The organism is Streptomyces ochraceiscleroticus, from assembly GCF_000720485.1.
GTDB classification, from domain to species: domain Bacteria; phylum Actinomycetota; class Actinomycetes; order Streptomycetales; family Streptomycetaceae; genus Streptomyces; species Streptomyces ochraceiscleroticus.
The window spans coordinates 1-22975 of the sequence record NZ_JOAX01000032.1 but is presented as its reverse complement, the minus strand read 5'-3'; the positions used below and the strand labels follow the sequence as shown (position 1 = coordinate 22975).

General features: G+C 70.4%; 19 protein-coding genes. 11 read left to right on the top strand and 8 right to left on the bottom strand.

Going from position 1 to position 22975, the window contains the following annotated elements:
* Positions 1–6: 6 nt before the first annotated feature.
* From IG84_RS0131565 to IG84_RS0131530, 8 genes are all read left to right on the top strand, one after another.
* On the top strand, positions 7–930 hold the full coding sequence (locus IG84_RS0131565; RefSeq protein WP_031064743.1) for a carbohydrate ABC transporter permease: 924 nt from the start codon (positions 7–9) through the stop codon (positions 928–930).
* Positions 930–1904: a carbohydrate ABC transporter permease gene (locus IG84_RS0131560; protein WP_031064741.1), complete on the top strand. Its 975-nt coding sequence runs from the start codon at positions 930–932 to the stop codon at positions 1902–1904. Before IG84_RS0131565 ends, IG84_RS0131560 begins: the two co-directional genes overlap by 1 nt.
* A 249-nt stretch (positions 1905–2153) precedes the next feature.
* Positions 2154–3353 carry an ROK family transcriptional regulator gene (locus tag IG84_RS0131555; protein ID WP_031064738.1) on the top strand — a complete coding sequence of 400 codons (1200 nt, stop codon included), beginning with the start codon at positions 2154–2156 and terminating at the stop codon, positions 3351–3353.
* 193 nt (positions 3354–3546) lie between these two features.
* Complete coding sequence (locus IG84_RS0131550; RefSeq protein WP_031064736.1) at positions 3547–4638, top strand: sugar ABC transporter substrate-binding protein; 1092 nt, start codon at positions 3547–3549, stop codon at positions 4636–4638.
* 87 nt (positions 4639–4725) lie between these two features.
* A complete protein-coding gene (locus IG84_RS0131545) occupies positions 4726–5529 on the top strand; it encodes an ATP-binding cassette domain-containing protein (RefSeq protein WP_030261182.1) in 804 nt (267 codons plus the stop codon).
* Positions 5526–6827 (top strand): sugar ABC transporter permease, encoded by a 1302-nt coding sequence (locus IG84_RS0131540; RefSeq protein WP_031064733.1) that lies wholly within the window; start codon positions 5526–5528, stop codon positions 6825–6827. Before IG84_RS0131545 ends, IG84_RS0131540 begins: the two co-directional genes overlap by 4 nt.
* Positions 6828–7014: 187 nt before the next feature.
* Entirely contained in the window at positions 7015–8955 is a 1941-nt protein-coding gene (dxs, locus tag IG84_RS0131535) for a 1-deoxy-D-xylulose-5-phosphate synthase (protein ID WP_031064731.1), read from the top strand.
* Between the two features lie 169 nt (positions 8956–9124).
* On the top strand, positions 9125–10627 hold the full coding sequence (locus IG84_RS0131530) for an amino acid permease (RefSeq protein WP_051862675.1): 1503 nt from the start codon (positions 9125–9127) through the stop codon (positions 10625–10627).
* Positions 10628–10634: 7 nt separating this feature from the next.
* Here IG84_RS0131530 and IG84_RS0131525 read toward each other — a convergent pair whose 3' ends face one another.
* The gene (locus IG84_RS0131525) at positions 10635–11048 is read right to left on the bottom strand and encodes a PIN domain-containing protein (protein ID WP_031064723.1); all 414 of its coding nucleotides are present in this window, start codon (positions 11046–11048) and stop codon (positions 10635–10637) included.
* 99 nt (positions 11049–11147) lie between these two features.
* Between IG84_RS0131525 and IG84_RS0131520 the strand changes: the two genes are divergently transcribed.
* Entirely contained in the window at positions 11148–11897 is a 750-nt protein-coding gene (locus IG84_RS0131520) for a Clp protease N-terminal domain-containing protein (RefSeq protein WP_031064721.1), read from the top strand.
* Positions 11898–11927: 30 nt separating this feature from the next.
* Here the strand turns inward: IG84_RS0131520 and IG84_RS0131515 are convergent, their stop codons facing one another.
* The 3 genes from IG84_RS0131515 to IG84_RS0131505 form a co-directional block, all read right to left on the bottom strand.
* Positions 11928–12419 (bottom strand): hypothetical protein, encoded by a 492-nt coding sequence (locus tag IG84_RS0131515; RefSeq protein WP_031064718.1) that lies wholly within the window; start codon positions 12417–12419, stop codon positions 11928–11930.
* A gap of 185 nt (positions 12420–12604) precedes the next feature.
* Positions 12605–14734: a 3-hydroxyacyl-CoA dehydrogenase NAD-binding domain-containing protein gene (locus IG84_RS0131510; protein ID WP_031064715.1), complete on the bottom strand. Its 2130-nt coding sequence runs from the start codon at positions 14732–14734 to the stop codon at positions 12605–12607.
* Positions 14731–15948 (bottom strand): thiolase family protein, encoded by a 1218-nt coding sequence (locus tag IG84_RS0131505; protein ID WP_031064712.1) that lies wholly within the window; start codon positions 15946–15948, stop codon positions 14731–14733. Before IG84_RS0131505 ends, IG84_RS0131510 begins: the two co-directional genes overlap by 4 nt.
* Before the next feature lie 239 nt (positions 15949–16187).
* Between IG84_RS0131505 and IG84_RS0131500 the strand changes: the two genes are divergently transcribed.
* Positions 16188–16883: a PepSY domain-containing protein gene (locus tag IG84_RS0131500; protein ID WP_063761881.1), complete on the top strand. Its 696-nt coding sequence runs from the start codon at positions 16188–16190 to the stop codon at positions 16881–16883.
* 177 nt (positions 16884–17060) lie between these two features.
* Here the strand turns inward: IG84_RS0131500 and IG84_RS0131495 are convergent, their stop codons facing one another.
* The 3 genes from IG84_RS0131495 to IG84_RS0131485 all read right to left on the bottom strand — a co-directional run bounded on the left by IG84_RS0131495 (position 17061) and on the right by IG84_RS0131485 (position 20038).
* Positions 17061–18335 carry a ribonuclease D gene (locus IG84_RS0131495; protein ID WP_078649620.1) on the bottom strand — a complete coding sequence of 425 codons (1275 nt, stop codon included), beginning with the start codon at positions 18333–18335 and terminating at the stop codon, positions 17061–17063.
* A gap of 131 nt (positions 18336–18466) precedes the next feature.
* Complete coding sequence (locus IG84_RS0131490) at positions 18467–19129, bottom strand: response regulator transcription factor (protein WP_030261220.1); 663 nt, start codon at positions 19127–19129, stop codon at positions 18467–18469.
* A gap of 261 nt (positions 19130–19390) precedes the next feature.
* Positions 19391–20038, bottom strand: coding sequence for a DUF3000 domain-containing protein (locus IG84_RS0131485; RefSeq protein WP_031064702.1), 648 nt, complete (start codon positions 20036–20038; stop codon positions 19391–19393).
* A 171-nt stretch (positions 20039–20209) separates the two neighbouring features.
* Between IG84_RS0131485 and hemE the strand changes: the two genes are divergently transcribed.
* Positions 20210–21277, top strand: a complete 1068-nt coding sequence (hemE, locus tag IG84_RS0131480; RefSeq protein ID WP_031064699.1) for a uroporphyrinogen decarboxylase — start codon at positions 20210–20212, stop codon at positions 21275–21277.
* Positions 21278–21320: 43 nt separating this feature from the next.
* On the opposite strand, the gene IG84_RS0131475 is transcribed toward hemE, so the two are convergent.
* Entirely contained in the window at positions 21321–22712 is a 1392-nt protein-coding gene (locus tag IG84_RS0131475) for an FAD-dependent oxidoreductase (protein ID WP_031064696.1), read from the bottom strand.
* Positions 22713–22975 lie beyond the last annotated feature (263 nt).

The following is a 22975-nucleotide window of genomic DNA, read 5'->3' as shown; positions in this document are numbered from 1 at the left end:
TACGTCATGCAGCACGGTAAATACCGTTTCATCGCCGGGTTCCTGATCCTTCCGCTGGCCATCTACGCGGTCTTCGTGATCTCCCCGTTCGTGCAGGCGATTTACTACTCCTTCACGGACTGGACGGGTCTGAGTTCCGATTTCGGGATGGTCGGGTTCGACAACTACGCACGGCTCTTCCAGGACGGCGTGTTCTGGTCCGCGGTGGGCAACAGTGTGACCCTGCTTCTGCTGCTGCCGGTGGTGACGATTTCGCTGGCGCTGTTCTTCGCGTTCATGCTCAACGTCGGTGGCCGCCGCACGAAGAAGGCGGTCATCGGCGGGGTGCGCGGCTCCGGCACGTACAAGATTCTCTATTTCTTCCCGCAGGTGCTGTCGGTGCCGATCGTGGCCCTGCTGTTCCAGTTCGCGTACAACCCGGAGAGCGGCGCCATCAATTCGCTGCTCTCCGCGGTCGGCCTGGACTCCGTCCAGCCGGACTGGCTGGGCGACCCGCAGCTCGCGCTGTGGTGCGTGATGGCCGCCATGGTGTGGGCCAACGTCGGTTTCTACGTGGTCCTCTTCTCCGCCGGAATGAGCTCCATTCCCAAGGATTTCTACGAGGCCGCGCTGCTGGACGGCGCGGGCCGCGCGAACACGTTCTTCCGCATCACCCTGCCGCTGCTCTGGGACACCGTGCAGACCGGCTGGATCTACATGGGAATCCTGGCCCTGGACGTGTCGGCCTTCGCGTTCGTGCAGATCATGAGCGTCGGCCCGGGCGGCCCGGACTACTCGACGGAAGTACTGCCGCTGTACGTCTACCAGAAGACCTTCCGTGACGGTCAGGCCGGCTACGCCACCGCGATCGGCGTCTCGCTGCTCATCGTCACCCTGATCTTCGCGGCCGTCGTCATGCGGCTGGGCCGTCGAGAGCGACTGGAGTTCTGATGACCGCACAGACCGATCCCCCTGAGCTCCAGGGCGTCACGAAGGGTTCCCCGCAGGACCTCGCGCAGGGGGGCGGTACGGGCGGCGCGGCGCCGGAGCCGCTCGCGCCGGCCGGCCGCTGGGCGGGCCGGGGCAAGAAGAGCAGCGAGGGCGGCGTCCTGAACGTCTTCTCGCACGGCGTGCTGGTCATCTGGGGCGTCCTCGTCACCATGCCGCTGCTGTGGGCCGTGGTCAGCTCCTTCAAGGACGACTCGGAGATCTTCGGCTCGCCGTGGGGACTGCCCTCCGCGCTGCACTTCGAGAACTGGGCGCGGGCCTGGGAAAAGGCCAACATGGCCCAGTACTTCGGCAACTCGCTGATCGTGGTGGGCGGTTCGCTGGTCGGCACGATGCTGCTCGGCTCGATGGCCGCCTACGTACTCGCCCGCTTCGAGTTCCCCGGGAACCGCTTCATCTACTTCCTGTTCGTCGGCGGCATGGGCTTCCCGGTGATCCTGGCGCTGGTGCCGCTGTTCTTCGTCATGAAGAACATGGCGCTGCTGGACACGTACCACGGCCTGATCCTGGTCTACATCGCCTATTCGCTGCCGTTCACCGTCTTCTTCCTCAGCGGGTTCTTCCGCACGCTGCCGTCCTCGGTGGCCGAGGCCGCGCTCATCGACGGCGCCTCGCACGCGCGGACGTTCTTCCAGGTCATGCTGCCGATGGCCAAGCCCGGCCTGATCAGCGTCGGCATCTTCAACTTCCTGGGGCAGTGGAACCAGTACCTGCTGCCCACGGTCCTCAACGTCGGCGACCCCGACAAGAAGGTGCTGACCCAGGGCCTGGTCGCGCTGGCCGTCAGCCAGGGGTACAAGGGCGACTGGTCCGGGCTGTTCGCGGGCCTGACCATCGCGATGCTGCCGGTGCTCGCGGCGTACATCGTCTTCCAGCGCCAGGTGGTCGCGGGGCTGACCGCGGGGGCGGTGAAGTAGCGGGCGCGCAACCCGCGCAGGACATGGGGCCTTCCGTCGCCGGGCGACGGGAGGCCCCGGGGTGTGTCCACACACCGAGTCGGCCGTCGTGCGTGGATATCCGCCCCACAGCGGTCGAGGACTTGACGGGAGCGGACCCGGGCGGCTCAGCTTAGATTCACATGTTGGAGACAAGCCGGGCCCCATTGCTGTGGCCCGGCCGGCGGGCGGTCGTCGTGCCGCCCGCGGCAGGCGGGAGTGGATGAGTCGATGGAGACTCCGGGGTCGCAGTCCTCGCTGCACCGGGCCAATCTTGAGCGGGTCGTGCGTGCCGTACGGATGGCGGGATCGCTCACCCAGGCGGAGATCGCCCGGACCACCGGGCTGTCGGCGGCTACGGTCTCCAACATCGTGCGGGAGCTGAAGGACGGCGGGACCGTCGAGGTCACGCCCACCTCCGCGGGCGGCCGCCGGGCCCGCTCCGTCTCGCTCTCCGGCGACGCGGGCGTCGTGGTCGGCGTCGACTTCGGCCACAGCCACCTGCGGGTCGCGGTCGGCAACCTCGCGCACCAGGTGCTCGCCGAGGAGTCCGAGCCGATCGACGTGGACGCCTCGGCCGCCGAGGGCTTCGACCGGGCCGAGCAGCTCGTCAGCCGGCTGGTGGAGACCACCGGCATCGACCGGTCCAAGGTCGTCGGGGTGGGCCTCGGCGTGCCGGGCCCGATCGACGTGGTCTCCGGGACGCTCGGCTCGACCGCGATCCTGCCGGGCTGGTCCGGCACGAACCCCGGCGAAGAGCTGTCGGAGCGGCTCGGCGTGCCGGTGCACGTCGACAACGACGCCAACCTCGGCGCGCTCGGCGAGCTGGTGTGGGGCGCCGGACGGGGCGCCGCCGACCTCGCGTACATCAAGGTGGCCACCGGCGTCGGCGCCGGGCTGGTGATCAGCGGACAGATCTACCGCGGACCGGGCGGCACGGCGGGCGAGATCGGGCACATCACGCTGGACGAGTCGGGGCCGGTGTGCCGCTGCGGCAACCGCGGCTGCCTGGAGACCTTCGCCTCGGCCCGGTACGTGCTGCCGCTCCTCCAGCCGAGTCACGGCCCGGACCTGACCATGCCGGGCGTCGTCCAGCTCGCGCGCGACGGCGACCCGGGCTGCCGCCGGGTCATCGCGGACGTCGGCCGGCACATCGGCAGCGGCGTGGCGAACCTGTGCAACCTGCTGAATCCGAGCCGGGTGGTGCTCGGCGGCGACCTCGCGGAGGCCGGGGAGCTGGTGCTCGCGCCGATCCGCGAGTCGGTGTCGCGGTACGCCATTCCCAGCGCGGCGCGTCAGCTCGGTGTCGTACCGGGCACGCTGGGCGGCCGGGCCGAGGTGCTGGGCGCGCTGGCACTGGTACTCAGCGAGATGGGGGACTCCACGCTGCTGGACGGCACGGTCGCCGCGGACGCTCCCGCCATTGCCTGACCCGCGACCCGCCACTGTCTGAAGCGAAAGAGGCGCCCCGCCGCTGGTGGGGCGCACTCTGAGTTCACATTGCTAACGGATGGCACCGTTGTCATCTCGTTAAGGATTTACTCCTTGACGCCCTGCGAGCGGCCGAGTTGACTCCAAGCACCTCGGCCGCAAGGACGCGGCCATGTCAGGGAGGGCCATCCCCATGAACGCATTTGTGCGTCGCGTCGTCATAGCCACCACCGCGGTCTCCATGGCCGCGACCGTGGCCGCCTGTGGCAAGGCCGGCAGCGGTGACGACAGCGGTGGTGACAAGAAGACCATCGGTCTCTTGCTGCCGGAGAACAAGACCACGCGCTACGAGACCTTCGACCGCCCCTTCATGGAGGCGAAGATCAAGGAGCTCTGCGCGGACTGCACGGTGAAGTACAACAACGCCGCGCAGGAGACCGAGACGCAGAAGAAGCAGTTCGACGCGCTGATCACGCAGGGCGTCAAGGTCATCATCCTGGACGCGGTCGACTTCAAGGCGACCAAGTCCTGGGTGAACCAGGCCGCCAAGAAGGGCGTAAAGGTCGTCGCGTACGACCGCCTCGCCGAGGGCGACATTTCGGCATACGTGTCCTACGACAACGAGAAGATCGGCCGCCTCCAGGGCGAGGGCCTGGTCAAGGCCCTGGGCAGCGACGCCAAGAACGCCAACGTTGTCATGATCAACGGCTCGCCGACCGACCCGAACGCCCCCTTCTTCAAGAAGGGCGCGCACACGGTCCTTGACAAGCAGGTCAAGAAGATCGTCTACGAGCAGGACATCCCGGACTGGTCGCCGGACGAGGCCAACAAGAAGATGAACTCGGCGATCGACGCGCTCGGCAAGGACGGCTTCCAGGGCGTCTACTCCGCCAACGACGGCATGGCCGGCGGCATCCTCACCGCGCTGAAGCAGCGGAACGTCGACGTCCCCGTCGGCGGCCAGGACGCCGAGCTGGCCGGTCTGCAGCGGATCCTGAAGGGCGAGCAGTCCTTCACCATCTACAAGCAGATCAAGCCGCAGGCCGAGACCACCGCCGAGGTCGCGGTCAAGCTCCTCAAGGGCGAGAAGCTCGGCTCCCTCACCCCGGACAAGGTCGACAGCCTCAGCGGCGAGGTCAAGGGCATCCCGGCGAAGCTGTACGACGCGCAGATCGTGACCAAGGACGACATCCAGGACACGATCATCAAGGACAAGGTCTACAAGGCGAGCCAGCTCTGCACCGCGGACTACAAGAAGGCGTGCGAGGAAGCCGGCATCAAGTAACCCCCTCGGACGGCCCGCGCCCACGAGAGGCGCGGGCCGCCGGGCAGCCTCGTACGCACCATTCCCGCCCGACAGGCGGCGAAGGAGATGATTCACGTGTCCGCTGCGCCCGTGCTGGCGTTGCGCTCGGTCTCCAAGCGGTTCGGCGCCGTCCAGGCGCTCACGGACGTCACGCTGGAAATCGAAGCCGGTGAGGTGGTCGCCCTGGTCGGCGACAACGGCGCCGGCAAGTCGACCCTCGTCAAGACCATCGCCGGGGTCCATCCCATCGACGAAGGCACCATCGAGTGGGAGGGTCGTCCGGTCCGCATCAACCGGCCGCACGACGCCCAGGAGCTCGGCGTCGCCACCGTCTACCAGGACCTCGCGCTCTGCGACAACCTCGATGTCGTCGCCAACCTCTTCCTCGGCAGCGAGCTGCGCCGCGCCTCCGTGCTCGACGAGATCGCCATGGAGAAGCGCGCCAAGGAGCTGCTGGACACCCTGTCCATCCGCATCCCCAGCGTCCGCATCCCCGTCGCGGCGCTCTCCGGCGGCCAGCGCCAGGTCGTCGCCATCGCCCGCGCGCTGATCGGCGACCCCAAGGTCGTCATCCTCGACGAGCCGACCGCGGCGCTCGGCGTCGAGCAGACCGCGCAGGTCCTCGACCTCGTCGAGCGGCTCCGCGAGCGCGGCCACGGCGTGATCCTGATCAGCCACAACATGGCCGACGTACAGGCCGTCGCGGACCGCGTCGCGGTGCTGCGCCTCGGCCGCAACAACGGCGTCTTCCCCGTGGCGGACACCTCCCACGAAGAGATCATCGCCGCGATCACCGGCGCCTCGGACAACGCCGTCACGCGCCGCAAGGCCCGCACGGACCAGGTGAAGAAGGAGCAGGGCGCGTCATGAGCAGCGACCTCACCAAGAGCGACGCGGGCGCCACGCCGGAGCAGCCGGTGGAGAAGAGTGCCGTCCCGGCCGCGGTCGTCGACCCCCGGCTGCTCGTCCGCGAGCAGGGCTTCAAGGGGTACTGGACCGACTTCACCCGGCGGATGCGCGGCGGCGAGCTGGGCTCGCTCCCGGTCGTCCTCGGCCTGATCGTCATCGCGGTCGTCTTCCAGCTCCAGACCAGCAGCTTCCTGTCCGCCGGCTCCCTCGCGAACATCGGCGTCTACACCTCCGGCCTCGGCATCATGGCCGTCGGCATCGTCTTCGTCCTGCTGCTGGGCGAGATCGACCTCTCGGTCGGCTCGGTGGCCGGCGTGGGCGCTGCGGTCTGGGCCGTGCTCAGCGTGACGAACGGCCTGAACGACTGGCTGTCCGTCCTGCTCGCCGTCGTCTGCGGTCTGCTGATCGGCGCGCTGCACGGCTTCTTCTTCGCCAAGATCGGCGTGCCCGCCTTCGTGGTCACCCTGGCCGGCTTCCTCGGCTGGAGCGGCCTGCAGATCTGGATGATGGGCAAGGAAGGCTCCATCAACACGCCGGACGACAGCGTGGTCGCCTACCTCACGGGCTACTACTTCGAGGACAAGGCGGCGGCGTACGGGCTGGCGCTGGTCGCGGTCCTGGCGTACGCGGGCTCGCTGCTGATGGACACCAGGCGGCGCAAGGCCGCCGGGCTGCCCTCGCGGCCGCTGAGCGAGGTGGGCCTGCGTACCGCCGCGGTCGCGGTGATCGCCTTCGTCGTCGCGTACGTGCTCAACGAGCCGGCCGGCGCGCGCGGCCTGCCGCTCGCCCTGGTGCTCTTCCTGGCCGTCCTGGTCATCGCCGACTTCGTGGTCCGCCGTACGAGCTACGGCCGGCAGATCTTCGCGGTCGGCGGCAACGCGGAGGCCGCGCGCCGGGCCGGTATCAATGTCGACAAGATCCGGATCACGGTCTTCGCGATCTCCGGGATGCTCGCGGCCTTCGGCGGGCTCTTCATCGCCAGCCTCTCCGGCGGCGCCACGAAGAACCTCGGCGCGGGCAACACGCTGATGAACGTGATCGCCGCCGCGGTCATCGGCGGCACCAGCCTCTTCGGCGGCCGCGGCAAGATCTGGTCCGCGCTGCTGGGCATGCTGGTCATCCAGTCCATCCAGCAGGGCCTGAACCTGCTGGGCATGGCCAGCGAGATCCAGTACATGATCACCGGCGCGGTCCTGCTGGCCGCCGTCGTGATCGACTCGGTCTCCCGCCGCACGCAGAAAACGGCCGGACGGACCTGACACGCCCGGCCTGCCCTGTGGCCCCTGCCCGGTTCCCTGCGGGCAGGGGCCATATGCGTGACATTCCTCGCATGGCCCGCGCGCAGCCGCGGCGCGCGGAACATTAGACTCGTCTGATCGGCAAGCTCGATCAGCTCGGACCGGTAGCGAAGGTCCGGAAAACAGCTCGACGCACAAGGAGGCACGGGTGGCGCTGCTGACCCGTATCAGGGGACCGCGCGATCTGGACCGGCTCGGCCCGGAGCAGCTCGAGCAGCTCGCGGGAGAGATCCGGACGTTCCTCGTCGACGCCGTCTCCAAGACCGGCGGACACCTCGGCCCGAACCTCGGCGTGGTCGAGCTGACCATCGCCCTGCACCGCGTCTTCCACTCGCCCCAGGACCGGGTCCTCTTCGACACCGGCCACCAGTCCTACGTCCACAAGCTGCTGACCGGCCGCCAGGACTTCTCGAAGCTGCGCGCCAAGGGCGGCCTGTCCGGCTACCCCTCGCGCGCCGAGTCCGAGCACGACGTCATCGAGAACAGCCACGCCTCCACGGTGCTCGGCTGGGCCGACGGGCTGGCCAAGGCCAACCAGGTGCGCGGCAACGACGACCACGTCGTCGCGGTGATCGGTGACGGCGCGCTCACCGGCGGCATGGCCTGGGAGGCGCTGAACAACATCGCGGTCGCCAAGGACCGCCCGCTGGTCATCGTCGTCAACGACAACGAGCGCTCCTACTCCCCGACCATCGGCGGCCTGGCCGATCACCTCGCCACCCTCCGTACGACCGATGGTTACGAGCGCTTCCTCGCCCGCGGCAAGGAGATCCTGGACCGCACCCCGGTCGTCGGGAAGCCGGTCTACGACGCGCTGCACGGCGCCAAGAAGGGCCTGAAGGACCTCGTCGCCCCCCAGGGCATGTTCGAGGACCTCGGCCTGAAGTACGTCGGCCCGATCGACGGCCACGACATGGAGGCGCTGGAGTCCGCGCTGCAGCGCGCGAAGCGCTTCGGCGGCCCGGTCATCGTGCACTGCCTCACCGAGAAGGGCCGCGGCTACAAGCCCGCCGAGCAGGACGAGGCCGACCGCTTCCACGGCATCGGCGTCATCCACCCCGACACCGGTCTGCCGGTGTCGTCCGGCGGCGCCGACTGGACCTCGGTGTTCGGCGAGGAGATGGTCAAGCTCGGCCGCGAGCGCAAGGACATCGTCGCGATCACCGCGGCGATGCTGCAGCCGGTCGGCCTGAAGAAGTTCGCCGAGGCGTTCCCCGAGCGGATCTACGACGTGGGCATCGCCGAGCAGCACGGCGCGGTCTCCGCCGCCGGCCTGGCGACCGGCGGCCTGCACCCGGTCTTCGCGCTGTACGCGACGTTCCTCAACCGCGCCTTCGACCAGGTCCTGATGGACGTGGCGCTGCACAAGTGCGGCGTCACCTTCGTCCTGGACCGCTCGGGTGTCACCGGTACCGACGGCGCCTCGCACAACGGCATGTGGGACATGTCGCTGCTGCAGGTCGTCCCCGGCCTGCGGATCGCCGCGCCGCGCGACGCCGACCAGGTACGCGCCCAGCTGCGCGAGGCCGTCGAGGTCGACGACGCGCCGACCGTGGTGCGCTACTCCAAGGGCGCGGTCGGCCCGGCCGTCGAGGCCGTGGGCCGGATCGGCGGCATGGACGTGCTGCGCGCGCCGGCCGAGGGCGTCAAGAAGCCCGACGTGCTGCTCGTCTCCGTCGGCGCGCTCGCCCCGATGTGCCTGGAGATCGCCGACCTGCTGGACAAGCAGGGCATCTCCACGACCGTCGTCGACCCGCGCTGGGTCAAGCCGGTCGACGAGGCCCTGCCGGGCCTGGCCGACCGGCACCGCGTCGTGGTCACGGTCGAGGACAACATCCGCTCCGGCGGCGTCGGTTCCGCGGTCGCGCAGGCGCTGCGGGACGCGGGCGTGGACGTGCCGTTGCGCGACTTCGGCATCCCGGAGAAGTTCCTCGACCACGCGTCGCGCAAGGAGATCATGGCGGAGATCGGTCTCACCGCGCCGGACATCGCCCGCCAGGTCACCGGCCTGGTCGCGAAGATCGACGGCCGCTACGAGGACACCGAGGACGCGTCGGCCGCCGAGCCGGCCCAGGTCGCCCAGGACTGACCGGTACGACGCCGGACGGGACCGGTTCGCACTCCTCCGGGTGCGTGCCGGTCCCTCCGCATATCGAGTGATCTGTGGCGCCTTCGGGCACGCCGTCAGTGTCTGTTCCCCGCTATTGCCGAGACTCGGTCAGTTGGGGATTCATAGACGGTCGCCCGGAGGTTCGCCCATGAGCAGTTCGTTGCCGGAGCAGGAGGGCCGCCGCCGCGGCCTTTTCCGTACCAAGACGGTCGAGGAGTCGATCCGCGACACCGAGGAGCCCGAGCACGCGCTCAAGAAGTCACTGTCCGCGCTGGATCTCACGGTCTTCGGCGTCGGGGTGATCATCGGCACCGGCATCTTCGTCCTCACCGGCAAGATCGCCAAGGAGACGGCGGGCCCGGCGGTCGCGCTCTCCTTCATCGTCGCCGGTGTGGTCTGCGCGCTGGCCGCCCTCTGCTACGCCGAGTTCGCCTCCACCGTCCCGGTCGCCGGCTCCGCGTACACCTTCTCCTACGCCTCGCTGGGCGAGTTCCCCGCCTGGATCATCGGCTGGGACCTGGTCCTGGAGCTGGCGCTGGCCTGTGCCGTGGTGTCCGTGGGCTGGTCCGGTTACATCCGCTCGCTGCTGGACTCCGCGGGCGTACAGCTCCCGCAGGGCCTCTCCGGTACCCACGAGGGGCAGTTCGGCTTCGACCTGCTGGCCTGCCTCCTCGTGCTCGTCCTGACGGCCATTCTGGTCGCGGGCATGAAGCTGTCCTCGCGGGTGACCGCGGTGGTCGTGGGCGTCAAGGTCACCGTCGTACTGATCGTCATCGCGGTCGGCGCGTTCTTCATCAACGGCTCGAACTACGAGCCGTTCGTACCGGAGTCCGTGCCCAGCGAGGGCGGCAGCGGCTGGCAGGCGCCGCTGGTCCAGCTCATGTTCGGCTTCACCCCGGCGAGTTTCGGGGCGATGGGCGTCTTCGCGGCCGCCGCCGTGGTCTTCTTCGCCTTCATCGGCTTCGACATCGTCGCCACCGCCGCCGAGGAGGCCCGCAATCCGCAGCGCGACGTGCCGCGCGGCATCCTCGGCTCGCTGATCATCTGCACGGTCCTCTACGTCGCCGTGTCCATCGTCGTCACCGGCATGCAGAAGTACAGCAAGCTGTCCACGGACGCGCCGCTCGCCGACGCCTTCAAGGACATCGGACACCCCTTCTGGGCCGGACTGATCAGCTTCGGCGCGGCCGTCGGCCTCACCTCGGTCAGCATGATCCTGCTGCTCGGCCAGAGCCGGGTCTTCTTCGCGATGAGCCGCGACGGGCTGCTGCCCCGGGTGTTCTCCACGGTCCACCCGCGCTTCGGTACGCCCTACCGGTCCACGATCGCGCTCGGCGTGGTGGTCGCCGTGGTGGCCGGGTTCACCTCCATCGACGTGCTGGCCGAGCTGGTCAACATCGGCACCCTGTTCGCCTTCGTCGTGGTGGCCCTGGGCGTGATCATTCTGCGCCGCACCCGCCCCGACCTGCCGCGTTCCTTCCGCACCCCGCTGGTGCCGCTGGTGCCGGTGCTGTCGGTGCTGGCGTCCCTGTGGCTGATGGTCAATCTGACGGCGGAGACCTGGCTGCGGTTCGCGATCTGGATGGTCGTCGGACTCGCCTTCTACTTCGTGTACGGGCGGTCGCACAGCCGGATGGGGCGCCGCGGCTGACGGCTCCTCATCTGCCGTACGCCCGGCGGCCGCCGGTGCCGGCCGGGCGTACGGTACGGGGGCCCGTCACCCGGGCGCCCAGCGCCTCCACCCGCGCCCGCAGCCCCCGGTCGGCCGTCACGACCACGCACGGCCGCCCCTCGGGCCGGGCCGCGACCAGTTCGACGATGCGGTCGTCGCCGCTGCCGTCGGCCGACTCGACCCGTACGCCGTCGACGCTGGCCACCCCGCGCGCCGCGCCCTCCACGACGAGCACCAGCTCCACCGGCGGATCCGCGAGGCCGGGCAGCCCGCTCTCGCCGTACGCCACGAGGCCGTCGCGCAGCCGCTCGGCCGCGCCCCGCCGGTCGTGCCACCAACCGTCGGGCACCGAGCCGACGACGTTCGCGCCGTCGACGATGAGGGTCGTTGTCGCTGTCATGCATTCATCGTGGCACTCCACGGACGCCCTGGAGATCGACTTCCGCGAATCGACAACCTGGGGTTGACGCTCGCACCATCGTCAACCTACCGTTGACGCATGGCAGATTCCGTGGAACCCGTACGCAGCACGCACCCGGTGCGCCTCGACGACCTGATCGACGCCATCAAGAAGGTGCACACCGACGCCCTCGACCAGCTCACCGACGCGGTACTGGCCGCCGACCACCTCGGCGACGTGGCCGACCACCTGATCGGGCACTTCGTGGACCAGGCCCGCCGCTCCGGCGCGTCCTGGACGGACATCGGCAAGAGCATGGGCGTCACCAAGCAGGCCGCCCAGAAGCGCTTCGTCCCGAAGGGCCCCGCTACCTCGGACCTCGACCCGAACGAGGGCTTTGGCCGCTTTACGCCGCGCGCCCGCAACGTCGTCGTCACCTCCCAGAACGAGACGAAGGCAGCAGGCCACACCGAGATCCGGACCGGCCACCTGATTCTCGGCCTCCTCGCCGAGCCCGAGGGGCTCGCCATGAAGGCGATCGCCGCCCAGGGCACCACGCCCGAGGCCCTGCGCGAGGCCGTCACCGCCGCCCTGCCGCCGGCCACGGGCGGCGACGTCCCCGCCCTCATCCCGTTCGACGCCGCGGCCAAGAAGGCCCTGGAGCTGACCTTCCGCGAGGCCCTGCGCCTCGGTCACAACTACATCGGCACCGAGCACGTGCTGCTCGCCCTGCTGGAACAGGAGGACGGCGAGGGCGTACTGACCGGCCTGGGCATCACCAAGGAGGCCACCGAGGAATGGGTCACGGAGGCCCTGGAGGCCATCGTGGCGCCCCACGAGGCCGAATGACGGCGGGGCGGCCTCACGGCCGCCCTCAGCTCACCGGTGCTGCACCGGAGGGCAGTAGCCGGTCTTCTCGCCGATGGTGTTGATCTCGGCGTTGGACCGGGAGTCGTCCGCGTAGTTGATCTGGTTGGTGCAGCTCACGTCGGGCTTCTTGGGAGTACCCGACGGCGTGCTGCCCTTCTGCGGCGCCGGGCAGTGGCCGGTCTCCGCACCGATGGAGTTGATCTCGGCGTTGGGCCTCGGGTCGCCCGCGTAGTCGATCTGGTCCGTGCACCGCGCGTCGGACTTCGTGGCGGTGGCCGACGGTGTGCCCTCGGTGGCGCTCCGGGAGGTCTTGTCCGTGGCGGTGTCCGTGGCAGTGGGGGACTGCGTGGCGTGCGCGGAGGGAGACGAGGCCGAGGCCGAGGGGGCGGACGAGGCGTCGGCGCCGCTCTCCTGGCAGGCCGTGAGGCCGAGCGCGGCGACGGTGATCACCATGGCGGCGGCGGCCTTGCGGACGTGGCGGAGGGTGGTGCGGTGCAGCATGTTCGTCCCCGTTCTCTGTTCTCGACGTGGTGTCCGGTGCGTGAGAACAAGACTTCCGTCCGCTGCTGGTGATCCACCGCCGTACGGCTAACGTCTCGCTAACGCCCCCGCGCACACAGAACTGCCCCGGCACCACTGAGGGATGGTGCCGGGGCAGTTCGCCCGTGGGGGCGTGTGCGGCCGCGTTACGCGGGCACGCTCGCGACGCCCGGGGCCAGGAACTTCTTGCCGTTCACGCGCTCGGAGACGCCCGCACGGTCCAGGTACGGCGTGATGCCGCCCAGGTGGAAGGGCCAGCCCGCGCCGGTGATCAGGCACAGGTCGATGTCCTGCGCCTCAGCGACGACGCCCTCGTCCAGCATCAGGCCGATCTCCTGCGCGACGGCGTCCAGGACGCGGTCGCGGGTCTGCTCCTCGGTGAGGACGGTGTCGCCCTGCTGGAGGAGGGCCGCGACCTCCGGGTCCAGCTCGGGCGCGCCCGAGTCGTACACGTAGAAGCCGCGCTTGCCGGCGTCCACGACGGCCTTCAGGTTCGGCGAGACCTTGAAGCGCTCCGGGAAGGCGCGGTTCAGGGTCTCCGAGACGTGCAGGCCGATGGCCGGGCCGACCAGCTCCAGCAGGACCAGCGGCGACATCGGCAGGCCGAGCGGCTCGACCGCCTTCTCGGCGACGGCGACCGGGGTGCCCTCGTCGATGACGTTCTGGATCTCGCCCATGAAGCGGGTCAGGATGCGGTTCACGACGAAGGCGGGCGCGTCCTTGCACAGGACGGCCGTCTTCTTCAGCGACTTGGCGACCGAGAAGGCCGTCGCCAGCGACGCGTCGTCGGTCTTCTCACCGCGCACGATCTCCAGCAGCGGCAGGATCGCGACCGGGTTGAAGAAGTGGAAGCCCACGACCCGCTCGGGGTGCTTGAGCTTCGACGCCATCTCCGAGACGGAGAGCGAGGAGGTGTTGGTCGCGAGGATGGCGTGCGCCGGGGCGACCGCCTCGACCTCCGCGAACACCTGCTGCTTGACGCCCATCTCCTCGAACACGGCCTCGATGATGAAGTCCGCGTCCGCGAAGCCGTCCGCCTTGTCCAGGACGCCGGTGACCAGGCCCTTGAGGCGGTTCGCCTTGTCCTGGTTGACGCGGCCCTTGAGCAGCAGCTTGTCGATCTCGCCGTGGACGTACTCGACGCCCTTGTCGATCCGGGCCTGGTCGATGTCGGTCAGGACGACCGGCACCTCCAGGCGGCGCGCGAAGAGCAGCGCGAGCTGAGAGGCCATCAGGCCCGCGCCGACCACGCCGACCTTGGTGACCGGGCGGGCCAGCTTCTTGTCCGGCGCACCGGCCGGGCGCTTGGCGCGCTTCTGCACCAGGTTGAACGAGTAGATGCCGCTGCGCAGCTCGCCGCCCATGATCAGGTCCGCGAGGGCCTGGTCCTCGGCGTCGAAGCCCTGGCGCAGGTCGCCGTTCTTGGCCTTGGCGATGATGTCCAGCGCGCGGTACGCGGCCGGGGCGGCGCCGTGCACCTTGCCGTCGGCGATGGCCTTGCCGCGCGCCACGGCCTGGTCCCAGGCGTCGCCGCGGTCCAGCTCGGCCCGTACGACCTCGGTCTCGCCCTTGAGGACGGACGCGGTCCAGATCAGCGACTGCTCCAGGAAGTCCGCGCCCTCGAAGAGCGCGTCGGCGATCCCCAGGTCGTAGATCTGCTGGCCCTTGAGCTGCTTGTTCTGGTTGAGCGAGTTCTCGATGATGACGCTCACGGCACGGTCGGCGCCGATCAGGTTCGGCAGCAGCACGCAGCCGCCCCAGCCGGGCACCAGGCCGAGGAAGACCTCGGGCAGCGAGAAGGCCGGCACGGCCTTCGACACGGTCCGGTAGCTGCAGTGCAGACCGACCTCGACGCCGCCGCCCATGGCCGCGCCGTTGTAGTACGCGAAGGTCGGTACGGCGAGCGCGGACAGCCGCTTGAAGACGTCGTGGCCGCCCTTGCCGATGGCGAGCGCGTCCTCGTGCTTCTTCAGCAGCTCGACGCCCTTGAGGTCGGCGCCGACGGCGAAGATGAACGGCTTGCCGGTGATGCCGACGCCGACGATCTCGCCGTCCGCGGCCTCCTTCTCGACCTGGTCGATGGCGACGTTGAGGTTCGCCAGCGACTGGGGCCCGAAGGTGGTCGGCTTGGTGTGGTCGAAGCCGTTGTCCAGCGTGATGAGCGCGAAGCGGCCCGCGCCCTGCGGGAGGTCGAGGTGGCGTACGTGCGCCTGGGTCACGACCTCGTCGGGGAAGAGCTCGGCCGCGCCCTTCAGAAGCTCTGCGGTAGTAGTCACTTGTTCCCCTCGAAGTGCGGGTTCTCCCAGATCACGGTGCCACCCATGCCGAAGCCGACACACATGGTGGTGATGCCGTAGCGGACGTGCGGCTGCTCCTCGAACTGCCGCGCGAGCTGCGTCATCAGACGCACACCGGAGGAGGCCAGCGGGTGGCCGAACGCGATGGCGCCGCCGTACTGGTTCACGCGCGGGTCGTCATCGGCGATGCCGTAGTGGTCAAGAAGCGACAGCACCTGAACGGCGAACGCCTCATTGATCTCGAAGAGACCGATGTCATCGATCGTCAGACCGGCCTTGGCCAGCGCCTTCTCGGTCGCCGGGACCGGGCCGATGCCCATGACCTCCGGCTCGACACCGGCGAACGCGTAGTCCACCAGGCGCATCTTGACCGGCAGGCCCAGCTCGCGCGCCACGTCTTCAGCGGCGATCAGCGAGGCGGTGGCACCGTCGTTCAGACCGGCCGCGTTACCGGCCGTCACCCGGCCGTGCGGGCGGAACGGGGTCTTCAGGCTCGCCAGGTTCTCCAGGGTCGTGCCCGGACGCATCGGCTCGTCGGCCGTGGCCAGGCCCCAACCGGTCTCGCCGGCCTCGGCGTTGGTGCGGCGGACCGAGACGGGCACCAGGTCGGCCTGGATCTTCCCGTCCGCGTACGCCTTGGCGGCCTTCTCCTGGCTGCGCACGGCGTACTCGTCGGCGCGCTGCTTGGTGATGTGCGGCAGGCGGTCGTGCAGGTTCTCCGCCGTCATGCCCATGAAGAGGGCGGACTGGTCGACCAGCTTCTCGCTGACGAACCGCGGGTTCGGGTCGACGCCCTCGCCCATGGGGTGGCGGCCCATGTGCTCGACGCCGCCGGCCAGGGCGATGTCGTACGCGCCGAAGGACACGCCGCCCGCGATGGACGTCACGGCGGTCATCGCACCCGCACACATCCGGTCGATCGAGAAGCCGGGTACGGACTGCGGCAGACCGGCCAGAATTCCGGCGGTACGGCCCAGGGTCAGGCCCTGGTCACCGATCTGGGTCGTCGCGGCGAGCGCGACCTCGTCGATGCGGGCCGGATCCAGATCCGGGTTGCGGCGCAGCAGCTCCCGGATGCACTTGACGACCAGGTCGTCGGCGCGGGTCTCGTGGTAGATGCCCTTCGGGCCCGCCTTGCCGAACGGGGTGCGGACGCCGTCGACGAAGACGACGTCCCTAGCGGTACGAGGCACGTTGGCTCTCCTCCAGGTGCGGGGTGGCACTGCTGCGGGGCGCACTCATGGCGCGCTGCCCACCGTCATGCTACTTGCGGGTAACCAACCTGCCCAGCCCCCTCGGCCGGAGCGGCGAACGTCACATTCACCTCCTGCTACTCGGGAGGTGTCCTGGGGCTTGGCGCGATTCGGGTGGCTTCGGCCGGTCTTCGCTGCGTCGCGGACGTAAGGGGACGTACCGCCCCTACTCTGCCCCCATGGATACGAAGCGAAGCGGAACGCTCGCGTACGGGAATCGCACGGCGCGGCTGCGCGCGGCCGGTCTGGTGTGTGCCGTGGCCGTGGCGGGCGCTCTGGTCACCGGCTGCGGCGACGACAAGGGCGGCGGGGGCAGTTCCTCGTCCCCGTCGGAGTCCGGCGGCGGCAAGTCCGCCGCCGCCTCGCCGAGCGGGAGCGGCAAGCTCACCGAGGACCAGACCCAGCGCAAGGCCCTCATCCCGAAGGCGAAGATCACCTATGACAAGGCGCTGTCGGCCGCCACCGGCGCCGTGTCCGGCTCCAAGCCGGTCAAGGCCGAGCTGAAGCGCGGGACGGGCGGCAAGCCGGTCTGGGAGACCGAGGTCGCCACCACCGACGGCACCAAGAGCATGGTCACCGTCGACGCGGTCTCCGGGAAGGCGGCCAAGCCCCGGGCCGACAGCGACGAGGACAGCGACGACAAGGCGAAGCTCGCCGGCTGGCTGAAGAAGGCCAAGGTCACCGCCCAGGAGGCGGCCCAGGTGGCCACCGGCAAGAAGAAGGGCACGGTCAGCTCGATCGAGCTGGACGACAACGACCAGGGCAAGGAGATCTGGTCCGTCGATGTCGTCACCGAGAGCGACTGGAACAAGACGACGTACGACATCGACGCGGCCGACAAGAAGGTGCTCCGCACCCACGTCGACACGGACTGAGCGAATTCAAGCCCGTCGGGGCGAAAACGCCGGACGGGCCGGCACACCACCGGCCCGTCCGGCGGCTTTCCCGCCCGGCAAGATCCAGGCCCGGCAAGATCCAGGCCCGCAAAATCCAGCCCATCCCGGCAAAATCCAGCCCGTCCGGCGTTTGAGGACAAAGACGCCCGGCAGGCGTCAGCCCGCAGCCGAGGTACTCAGCGCCTCCACCAGCAGGGGGGTCACCAGCTCGACCTGCCAGGGCCGAGCCCCGTACCCGGCCAGCGCCTCGGAAACCGCCGACGCAGCCGGCTCCGGGGGCTCCCAGCAAACCCTCCGCACCGTGTCCGGCGTGATCAGGTTCTCCTGCGGCAGACGCAGCTCCTCGGCGAGCGCCGTCACCGCCGTACGGGCCGCGGACAGCCGGGCAGCGGCCGCCGGGTCCTTGTCGGCCCAGGCCCGCGGCGGCGGAGGACCGTTCAGCGGCTGGCCGGGCTGCGGCAGCTCGGACTCGGGCAGCGCCCGCGCCCGGTCGATCGCCGCCTGCCACTGCTCGAGCTGCCGGCGGCCCATGCGGTGCCCGAAGCCGGGCAGCGCGGCGAGCGCGTGCGCGTTCGGCGGGACGTTCAGCGCGGCCTCCACGATCGCCGCGTCCCCCAGCACCTTGCCCGGCGAGACGTCGCGCTTCTGCGCGACCCGGTCGCGGGCCGTCCACAGCTCCCGTACGACCGCCATCTGCCGCCGTCGCCGCACCTTGTGCATGCCGGACGTGCGGCGCCAGGGGTCCTTGCGGGGCGGCGCCGGCGGGGCAGCGGCGATTGCCGCGAACTCCTGCCGGGCCCAGTCCAGCTTCCCCTGCCGGTCCAGCTCCTCCTCCAGCGCGTCCCGCAGGTCGACCAGCAGCTCCACGTCCAGCGCCGCATACCGGAGCCAGGGCTCGGGCAGCGGGCGGGTGGACCAGTCCACCGCGGAGTGGCCCTTCTCCAGCGCGTAGCCGAGGACGTTCTCCACCATCGCGCCGAGGCCGACGCGGGCGAAGCCGGCCAGCCGTCCGGCCAGCTCGGTGTCGAAGAGCGAGGCGGGAAGCATCCCTATGTCGCGCAGGCAGGGCAGGTCCTGGGTCGCCGCGTGCAGCACCCACTCGGCGTCGGCGATGGCCTCGCCCAGCGCGCTCAGATCGGGGCAGGCGACCGGGTCGATCAGGACACTGCCGGCCCCTTCACGGCGTAGCTGCACCAGGTAGGCGCGCTGGCCGTAGCGGTACCCGGAGGCCCGCTCGGCGTCCACGGCGACCGGGCCGCTGCCTGCGGCGAAGGCCGCGACGACCTGCGCGAGGTCCTCGTCGGTCGCGGTCACGGGCGGGATGCCCTCGCGGGGTTCGAGAAGCGGAACCGGCGCCGGCCGGGGGTCTTCCGTTGCGTCCCCGGGGGTTCGCAGTGTCGAGTCTTCTGCGGTCTTTTGGGCGTCGGTCACCAGTCAAGGGTATCGGTGTATGCACCACGTCCGCCGAGGGAACGTTCCCTCGACGGACGCTGTGCCGGTGTAAAGGCTCGATGGATGGGGCGGGCGGGCGGCCGGGCGGCCTCAACGGGCGGTCCCGGCGCTCAGTGGATGATCCCGGTACGCAGCGCGACGGCGACCATGCCGGCCCGGTCGCCCGTGCCGAGTTTGCGAGCGATGCGGGCGAGGTGGCTCTTGACCGTGAGGGCCGAGAGTCCCATCGAGACGCCGATGGCCTTGTTCGACTGGCCTTCGGCGACCAGTCTCAGGACCTCGACCTCGCGCCCCGAGAGCTCGCGGTAGCCGCCGGGGTGGCCGGGGGCGCCGGGCGGGCGGCGGTGCATGCGGGCCGCGCCCGCGCCGATGGGGGCGGCGCCGGGACGGCCCGGGATGCCGAGGTTGGTACGGGTACCGGTGACGACGTAGCCCTTGACGCCGCCGGCGAGGGCATTGCGCACCGCGCCGATGTCGTCGGCGGCGGAGAGCGCGAGGCCGTTGGGCCAGCCGGCCGCCCGGGTCTCGGACAGCAGGGTGAGGCCGGAGCCGTCGGGAAGATGGACGTCGGCCACGCAGATGTCGCGCGGGTTGCCGACGCGGGGGCGGGCCTCCGCGATGGACGACGCCTCGATCACGTCGCGTACTCCGAGGGCCCACAGGTGGCGGGTGACGGTGGAGCGGACGCGCGGGTCGGCCACGACGACCATGGCCGTCGGCTTGTTCGGGCGGTAGGCGACCAGGCTCGAAGGTTGCTCGAGGAGAACAGACACCGGGCCTCCTGGGGAGTGGCGGGGACGGAAGCCGGCTTCAGGGGAGTGAGCCGGAGTGCTCCCGTGTTTGAAGGGTCATAGACCTCTTCGGCAGTAATCCGGCCGGACTTTAGAGTTTGATCACGATTTAGTTTGGGCAATTCGGGCAAATCGGATGGGTGATCGAGGTCGGGACGGCACGCGAACGCCGCGCGGGCCGCCCCTTCGGAGGGGGCGGCCCGCACGGTTTCAGGGTCCCTGTACCAACAGAAGAAAACGAGATCAGCGAAGCTGCGGTCCCCGCCGCTGCGGCAGCGGCACGACGCCGCCCCGCCCCGACGGCTCCACCGGCGCCGGCGGCAGCCCCGCCACCTGGCACAGCAGATCGCACCAGGCCGTCAGGTGCGCCCCGATGTCCCGCACCCCGCGCGGCCCCTCGGCCGGCGTCCAGGAAGCCCGCAGTTCGAGCTGGGTGTCCGGCGGCCGGTCGCCGATGCCGCCGAAGTAGTACGAGCCCGCACGCGTGACCGTGCCGCTCGGCTCGCCGTACGGCACGCCACGCGCCTCCAGTGCCCCGGTCAGCCAGGACCAGCACACGTCCGGCAACAGCGGATCGGTGGCCAGCTCCGGCTCCAGCTCCGCGCGGGCCAGCGTCACCACCCGGAAGGTGCCGTGCCACGCGTCGTGCCCGGCCGGGTCGTGCAGTAGTACGAGCCGCCCGTCGGCCAGATCCGTATCGCCCTCCGCGTCCCGCTCGACCACCGTTGCCTCCAGCGCGTGCGCGAACGGCGCGAGCCGTTTGGGCGCGGGCATCGGCGCGATCTCGATCTCGGATCGCAACCGGGCCGCATGGAGGGCCTCGACCGCCTGACGGAAGGCGATCGGGGTCTCGTCCGCGCTGTCCGCGAGGTGTTCCTGAGCCGCTGCCATGCTGGGAAGGTTAGGCGCAATGCCGTGTTCATATGCGGAGGACACCCGGTGGGCGGGTCGCCCGTTCGGAGGTGTCCCACGGCACGTGCGAAGATTCGGTGCGTGAGTGCCGACGACGTTTCCCACGCTCTCCACTCCGAACGAGCTTCCGACCGAGCAGGGGAGACCCCGATGACGGGCCAGCAGCCGACCGCCTCCTTCGCGCCGGAGAGCGCGCGGGACTCCGCGTTCCTCAAGGCGTGCCGCCGGGAGCCGGTCCCGCACACGCCGGTGTGGTTCATGCGCCAGGCCGGGCGCTCACTGCCGGAGTACCGCAAGGTCCGCGAGGGCATCGCGATGCTCGACTCCTGCATGCGGCCCGAGCTGGTCACCGAGATCACGTTGCAGCCGGTCCGCCGGCACAACGTGGACGCGGCGATCTACTTCAGCGACATCGTCGTCCCGCTCAAGGCCATCGGCATCGACCTGGACATCAAGCCCGGCGTCGGTCCGGTCGTCGAGCGGCCGATCCGCAGCCGCGCCGACCTGGAGCGGCTGCGCGACCTCACGCCCGAGGACGTCTCGTACGTCACCGAAGCGGTCCGCATGCTCGTCGGCGAGCTGGGCTCCACCCCGCTCATCGGCTTCGCGGGCGCGCCCTTCACCCTCGCCAGCTACCTCGTCGAGGGCGGCCCGTCCCGCAACCACGAGCACACCAAGGCGCTCATGTACGGCGACCCGCAGCTCTGGGCCGACCTGCTGGACCGCCTCGCCGAGATCACCGCGGCCTTCCTGAAGGTGCAGATCGAGGCCGGCGCCAGCGCCGTGCAGCTCTTCGACTCCTGGGTCGGCGCGCTCGCCCCGGCCGACTACCGCCGCTCGGTCATGCCGGCCTCCGCGAAGGTCTTCGAGGCGGTCGCGGGGTACGGCGTACCGCGTATCCACTTCGGCGTCGGCACGGGCGAGCTCCTCGGCCTCATGGGCGAGGCGGGCGCGGACGTCGTGGGCGCCGACTGGCGGGTGCCGCTGGACGAGGCAGCGCGCCGGGTCGGCCCCGGCAAGGCGATCCAGGGCAACATCGACCCGGCCGTGCTCTTCGCCCCGCGCGAGGCGGTGGAGACCAAGGCCCGCGAGGTACTGGACGCCGCCGCCGGGCTGGAGGGGCACATCTTCAACCTCGGCCACGGCGTGCTCCCGAACACCGAGCCCGAGGCGCTGACCCGCCTGGTCGAGTACGTCCACGAGCAGACGGCGCGCTGAGGCGCGGCGGGGCGTCGGCCGCACGGCGGGCGCCCCGGCTCCTCTACTGCGGCGCGGCGTCCGCCCGTACCGCCTGTACGGCCTTGCGCGCCGCGACCAGTACGGGGTCCCAGACCGGTGAGAACGGCGGCGCATACCCCAGGTCGAGCGCCGTCATCTGTTCGACCGTCATCTTGGCCGTCAGCGCCACCGCCGCGATGTCCACCCGCTTCGCCGCGCCCTCCCGCCCGACGATCTGCATGCCCAGCAGCCGCCCCGAGAGCCGCTCGGCGAGCATCTTCACCGTCATCGGCGCGGCGTTCGGGAAGTACCCCACCCGGCTCGTCGACTCGATCGTGACGGCCACGTACTGCAGCCCCACCGCCCGCGCGTCCTTCTCGCGCAGCCCGGTACGCGCGATTTCCAGGTCGCAGACCTTGCTGACCGCCGTGCCGACCACGCCGGGGAAGGTCGCGTAACCGCCGCCCACGCCCGAGCCGATGACCTGGCCGTGCTTGTTGGCGTGGGTCCCGAGCGCGATGTGCCGGTCCCGCCCGGAGACGAGGTCCAGCACCTCCACACAGTCGCCGCCCGCCCAGATGTCCTCGTAACCGCGCACTCGCATCGCGAGGTCGGTGAGGATCCCGCCGGACGCGCCCAGCGGCAGCCCGGCCGCCTCGGCGAGCGTGGTCTCCGGCCGTACGCCCAGCCCGAGCACCACCACGTCCGCCGGGTACTCCTTCTCCGGGGTCACCACCGCACAGGCCCGGCCGTCGTCCCCGGTGCGGATCTCCGTCACCTCGGCGCCGTTGACCATCTCGATGCCCAGTCCGGTCATCGCGTCGTGCACCAGGCAGCCCATGTCCGGGTCCAGCGTGGACATCGGCTCCGAGCCGCGGTTGACGACCGTGACCTCGTACCCGCGCTGGATCAGCGCCTCGGCCATCTCCACGCCGATGTACCCGGCGCCCACCACGACCGCGCGCCGCCCCTCGGTACGGGCCAGCGTGTCCAGCAGCGCCTGCCCGTCGTCCAGGGTCTGCACGCCGTGCACGCCCGGCGCGTCGATGCCCGGCAGCGGCGGCCGGACCGGCGTCGCGCCGGTCGCGAGCACGAGCTTGTCGTACTCCGTCCACTCCTCCGTGCCGGTGTCGAGATCGCGCGAACGCACCCGCCGCTTCTCGACATCGAGCTCCGTGACCTCCGTCCGCATCCGCAGATCGATGTCCCGCTCCCGGTGCTGCGCGGCCGTCCGCGCCACCAGCGCGTCCCGCTCGTCCACCACCCCGCCCACCCAGTACGGAATGCCGCAGGCCGAGTACGACGTGAAGTGCCCGCGCTCGAAAGCGACGATCTCCAGCTCCTCGGGCTTGCGCAGCCTGCGGGCCTGGGAGGCGGCGGACATCCCCGTCGCGTCCCCGCCGACGACCACCAGCCGCTCCGGTCGCTCAGCCATTGCCGGCTCCCTCCTCGCTCCGCGGACGCACCCGCGCCCGGCACCGGAAAGGCTACGACCCACGGCCCCCGCCACCCGGCGCCCGCGCCGCTGTCACGCCTGTGTCACAGCACTGTGTCCGGTGTTGGCAGAGATGTCCCTGGGTTGCGAAGATGTCTGCGCAAACAGCCGTCCAGCCCGGCAGGGGGAGCCTGATGAAGTTCGACATGGGAGCGCAGACGCTGTCGACGCTGCAGTCGAAGTCGCGTGGGTCGAGTGAGGAT

What these genes read in the sequence shown, in the direction of transcription:
- IG84_RS0131565 (WP_031064743.1), top strand. Translation starts at nt 7, where the DNA reads ATGCAGCACGGTAAATACCGTTTCATCGCCGGGTTCCTGATCCTTCCG.
- IG84_RS0131560 (WP_031064741.1), top strand. Translation starts at nt 930, where the DNA reads ATGACCGCACAGACCGATCCCCCTGAGCTCCAGGGCGTCACGAAGGGT.
- IG84_RS0131555 (WP_031064738.1), top strand. Translation starts at nt 2,154, where the DNA reads ATGGAGACTCCGGGGTCGCAGTCCTCGCTGCACCGGGCCAATCTTGAG.
- IG84_RS0131550 (WP_031064736.1), top strand. Translation starts at nt 3,547, where the DNA reads ATGAACGCATTTGTGCGTCGCGTCGTCATAGCCACCACCGCGGTCTCC.
- IG84_RS0131545 (WP_030261182.1), top strand. Translation starts at nt 4,726, where the DNA reads ATGATTCACGTGTCCGCTGCGCCCGTGCTGGCGTTGCGCTCGGTCTCC.
- IG84_RS0131540 (WP_031064733.1), top strand. Translation starts at nt 5,526, where the DNA reads ATGAGCAGCGACCTCACCAAGAGCGACGCGGGCGCCACGCCGGAGCAG.
- IG84_RS0131530 (WP_051862675.1), top strand. Translation starts at nt 9,125, where the DNA reads ATGAGCAGTTCGTTGCCGGAGCAGGAGGGCCGCCGCCGCGGCCTTTTC.
- IG84_RS0131525 (WP_031064723.1), bottom strand. Translation starts at nt 11,048, where the DNA reads ATGACAGCGACAACGACCCTCATCGTCGACGGCGCGAACGTCGTCGGC.
- IG84_RS0131520 (WP_031064721.1), top strand. Translation starts at nt 11,148, where the DNA reads ATGGCAGATTCCGTGGAACCCGTACGCAGCACGCACCCGGTGCGCCTC.
- IG84_RS0131515 (WP_031064718.1), bottom strand. Translation starts at nt 12,419, where the DNA reads ATGCTGCACCGCACCACCCTCCGCCACGTCCGCAAGGCCGCCGCCGCC.
- IG84_RS0131500 (WP_063761881.1), top strand. Translation starts at nt 16,188, where the DNA reads ATGGATACGAAGCGAAGCGGAACGCTCGCGTACGGGAATCGCACGGCG.
- IG84_RS0131485 (WP_031064702.1), bottom strand. Translation starts at nt 20,038, where the DNA reads ATGGCAGCGGCTCAGGAACACCTCGCGGACAGCGCGGACGAGACCCCG.
- hemE (WP_031064699.1), top strand. Translation starts at nt 20,210, where the DNA reads ATGACGGGCCAGCAGCCGACCGCCTCCTTCGCGCCGGAGAGCGCGCGG.
- IG84_RS0131475 (WP_031064696.1), bottom strand. Translation starts at nt 22,712, where the DNA reads ATGGCTGAGCGACCGGAGCGGCTGGTGGTCGTCGGCGGGGACGCGACG.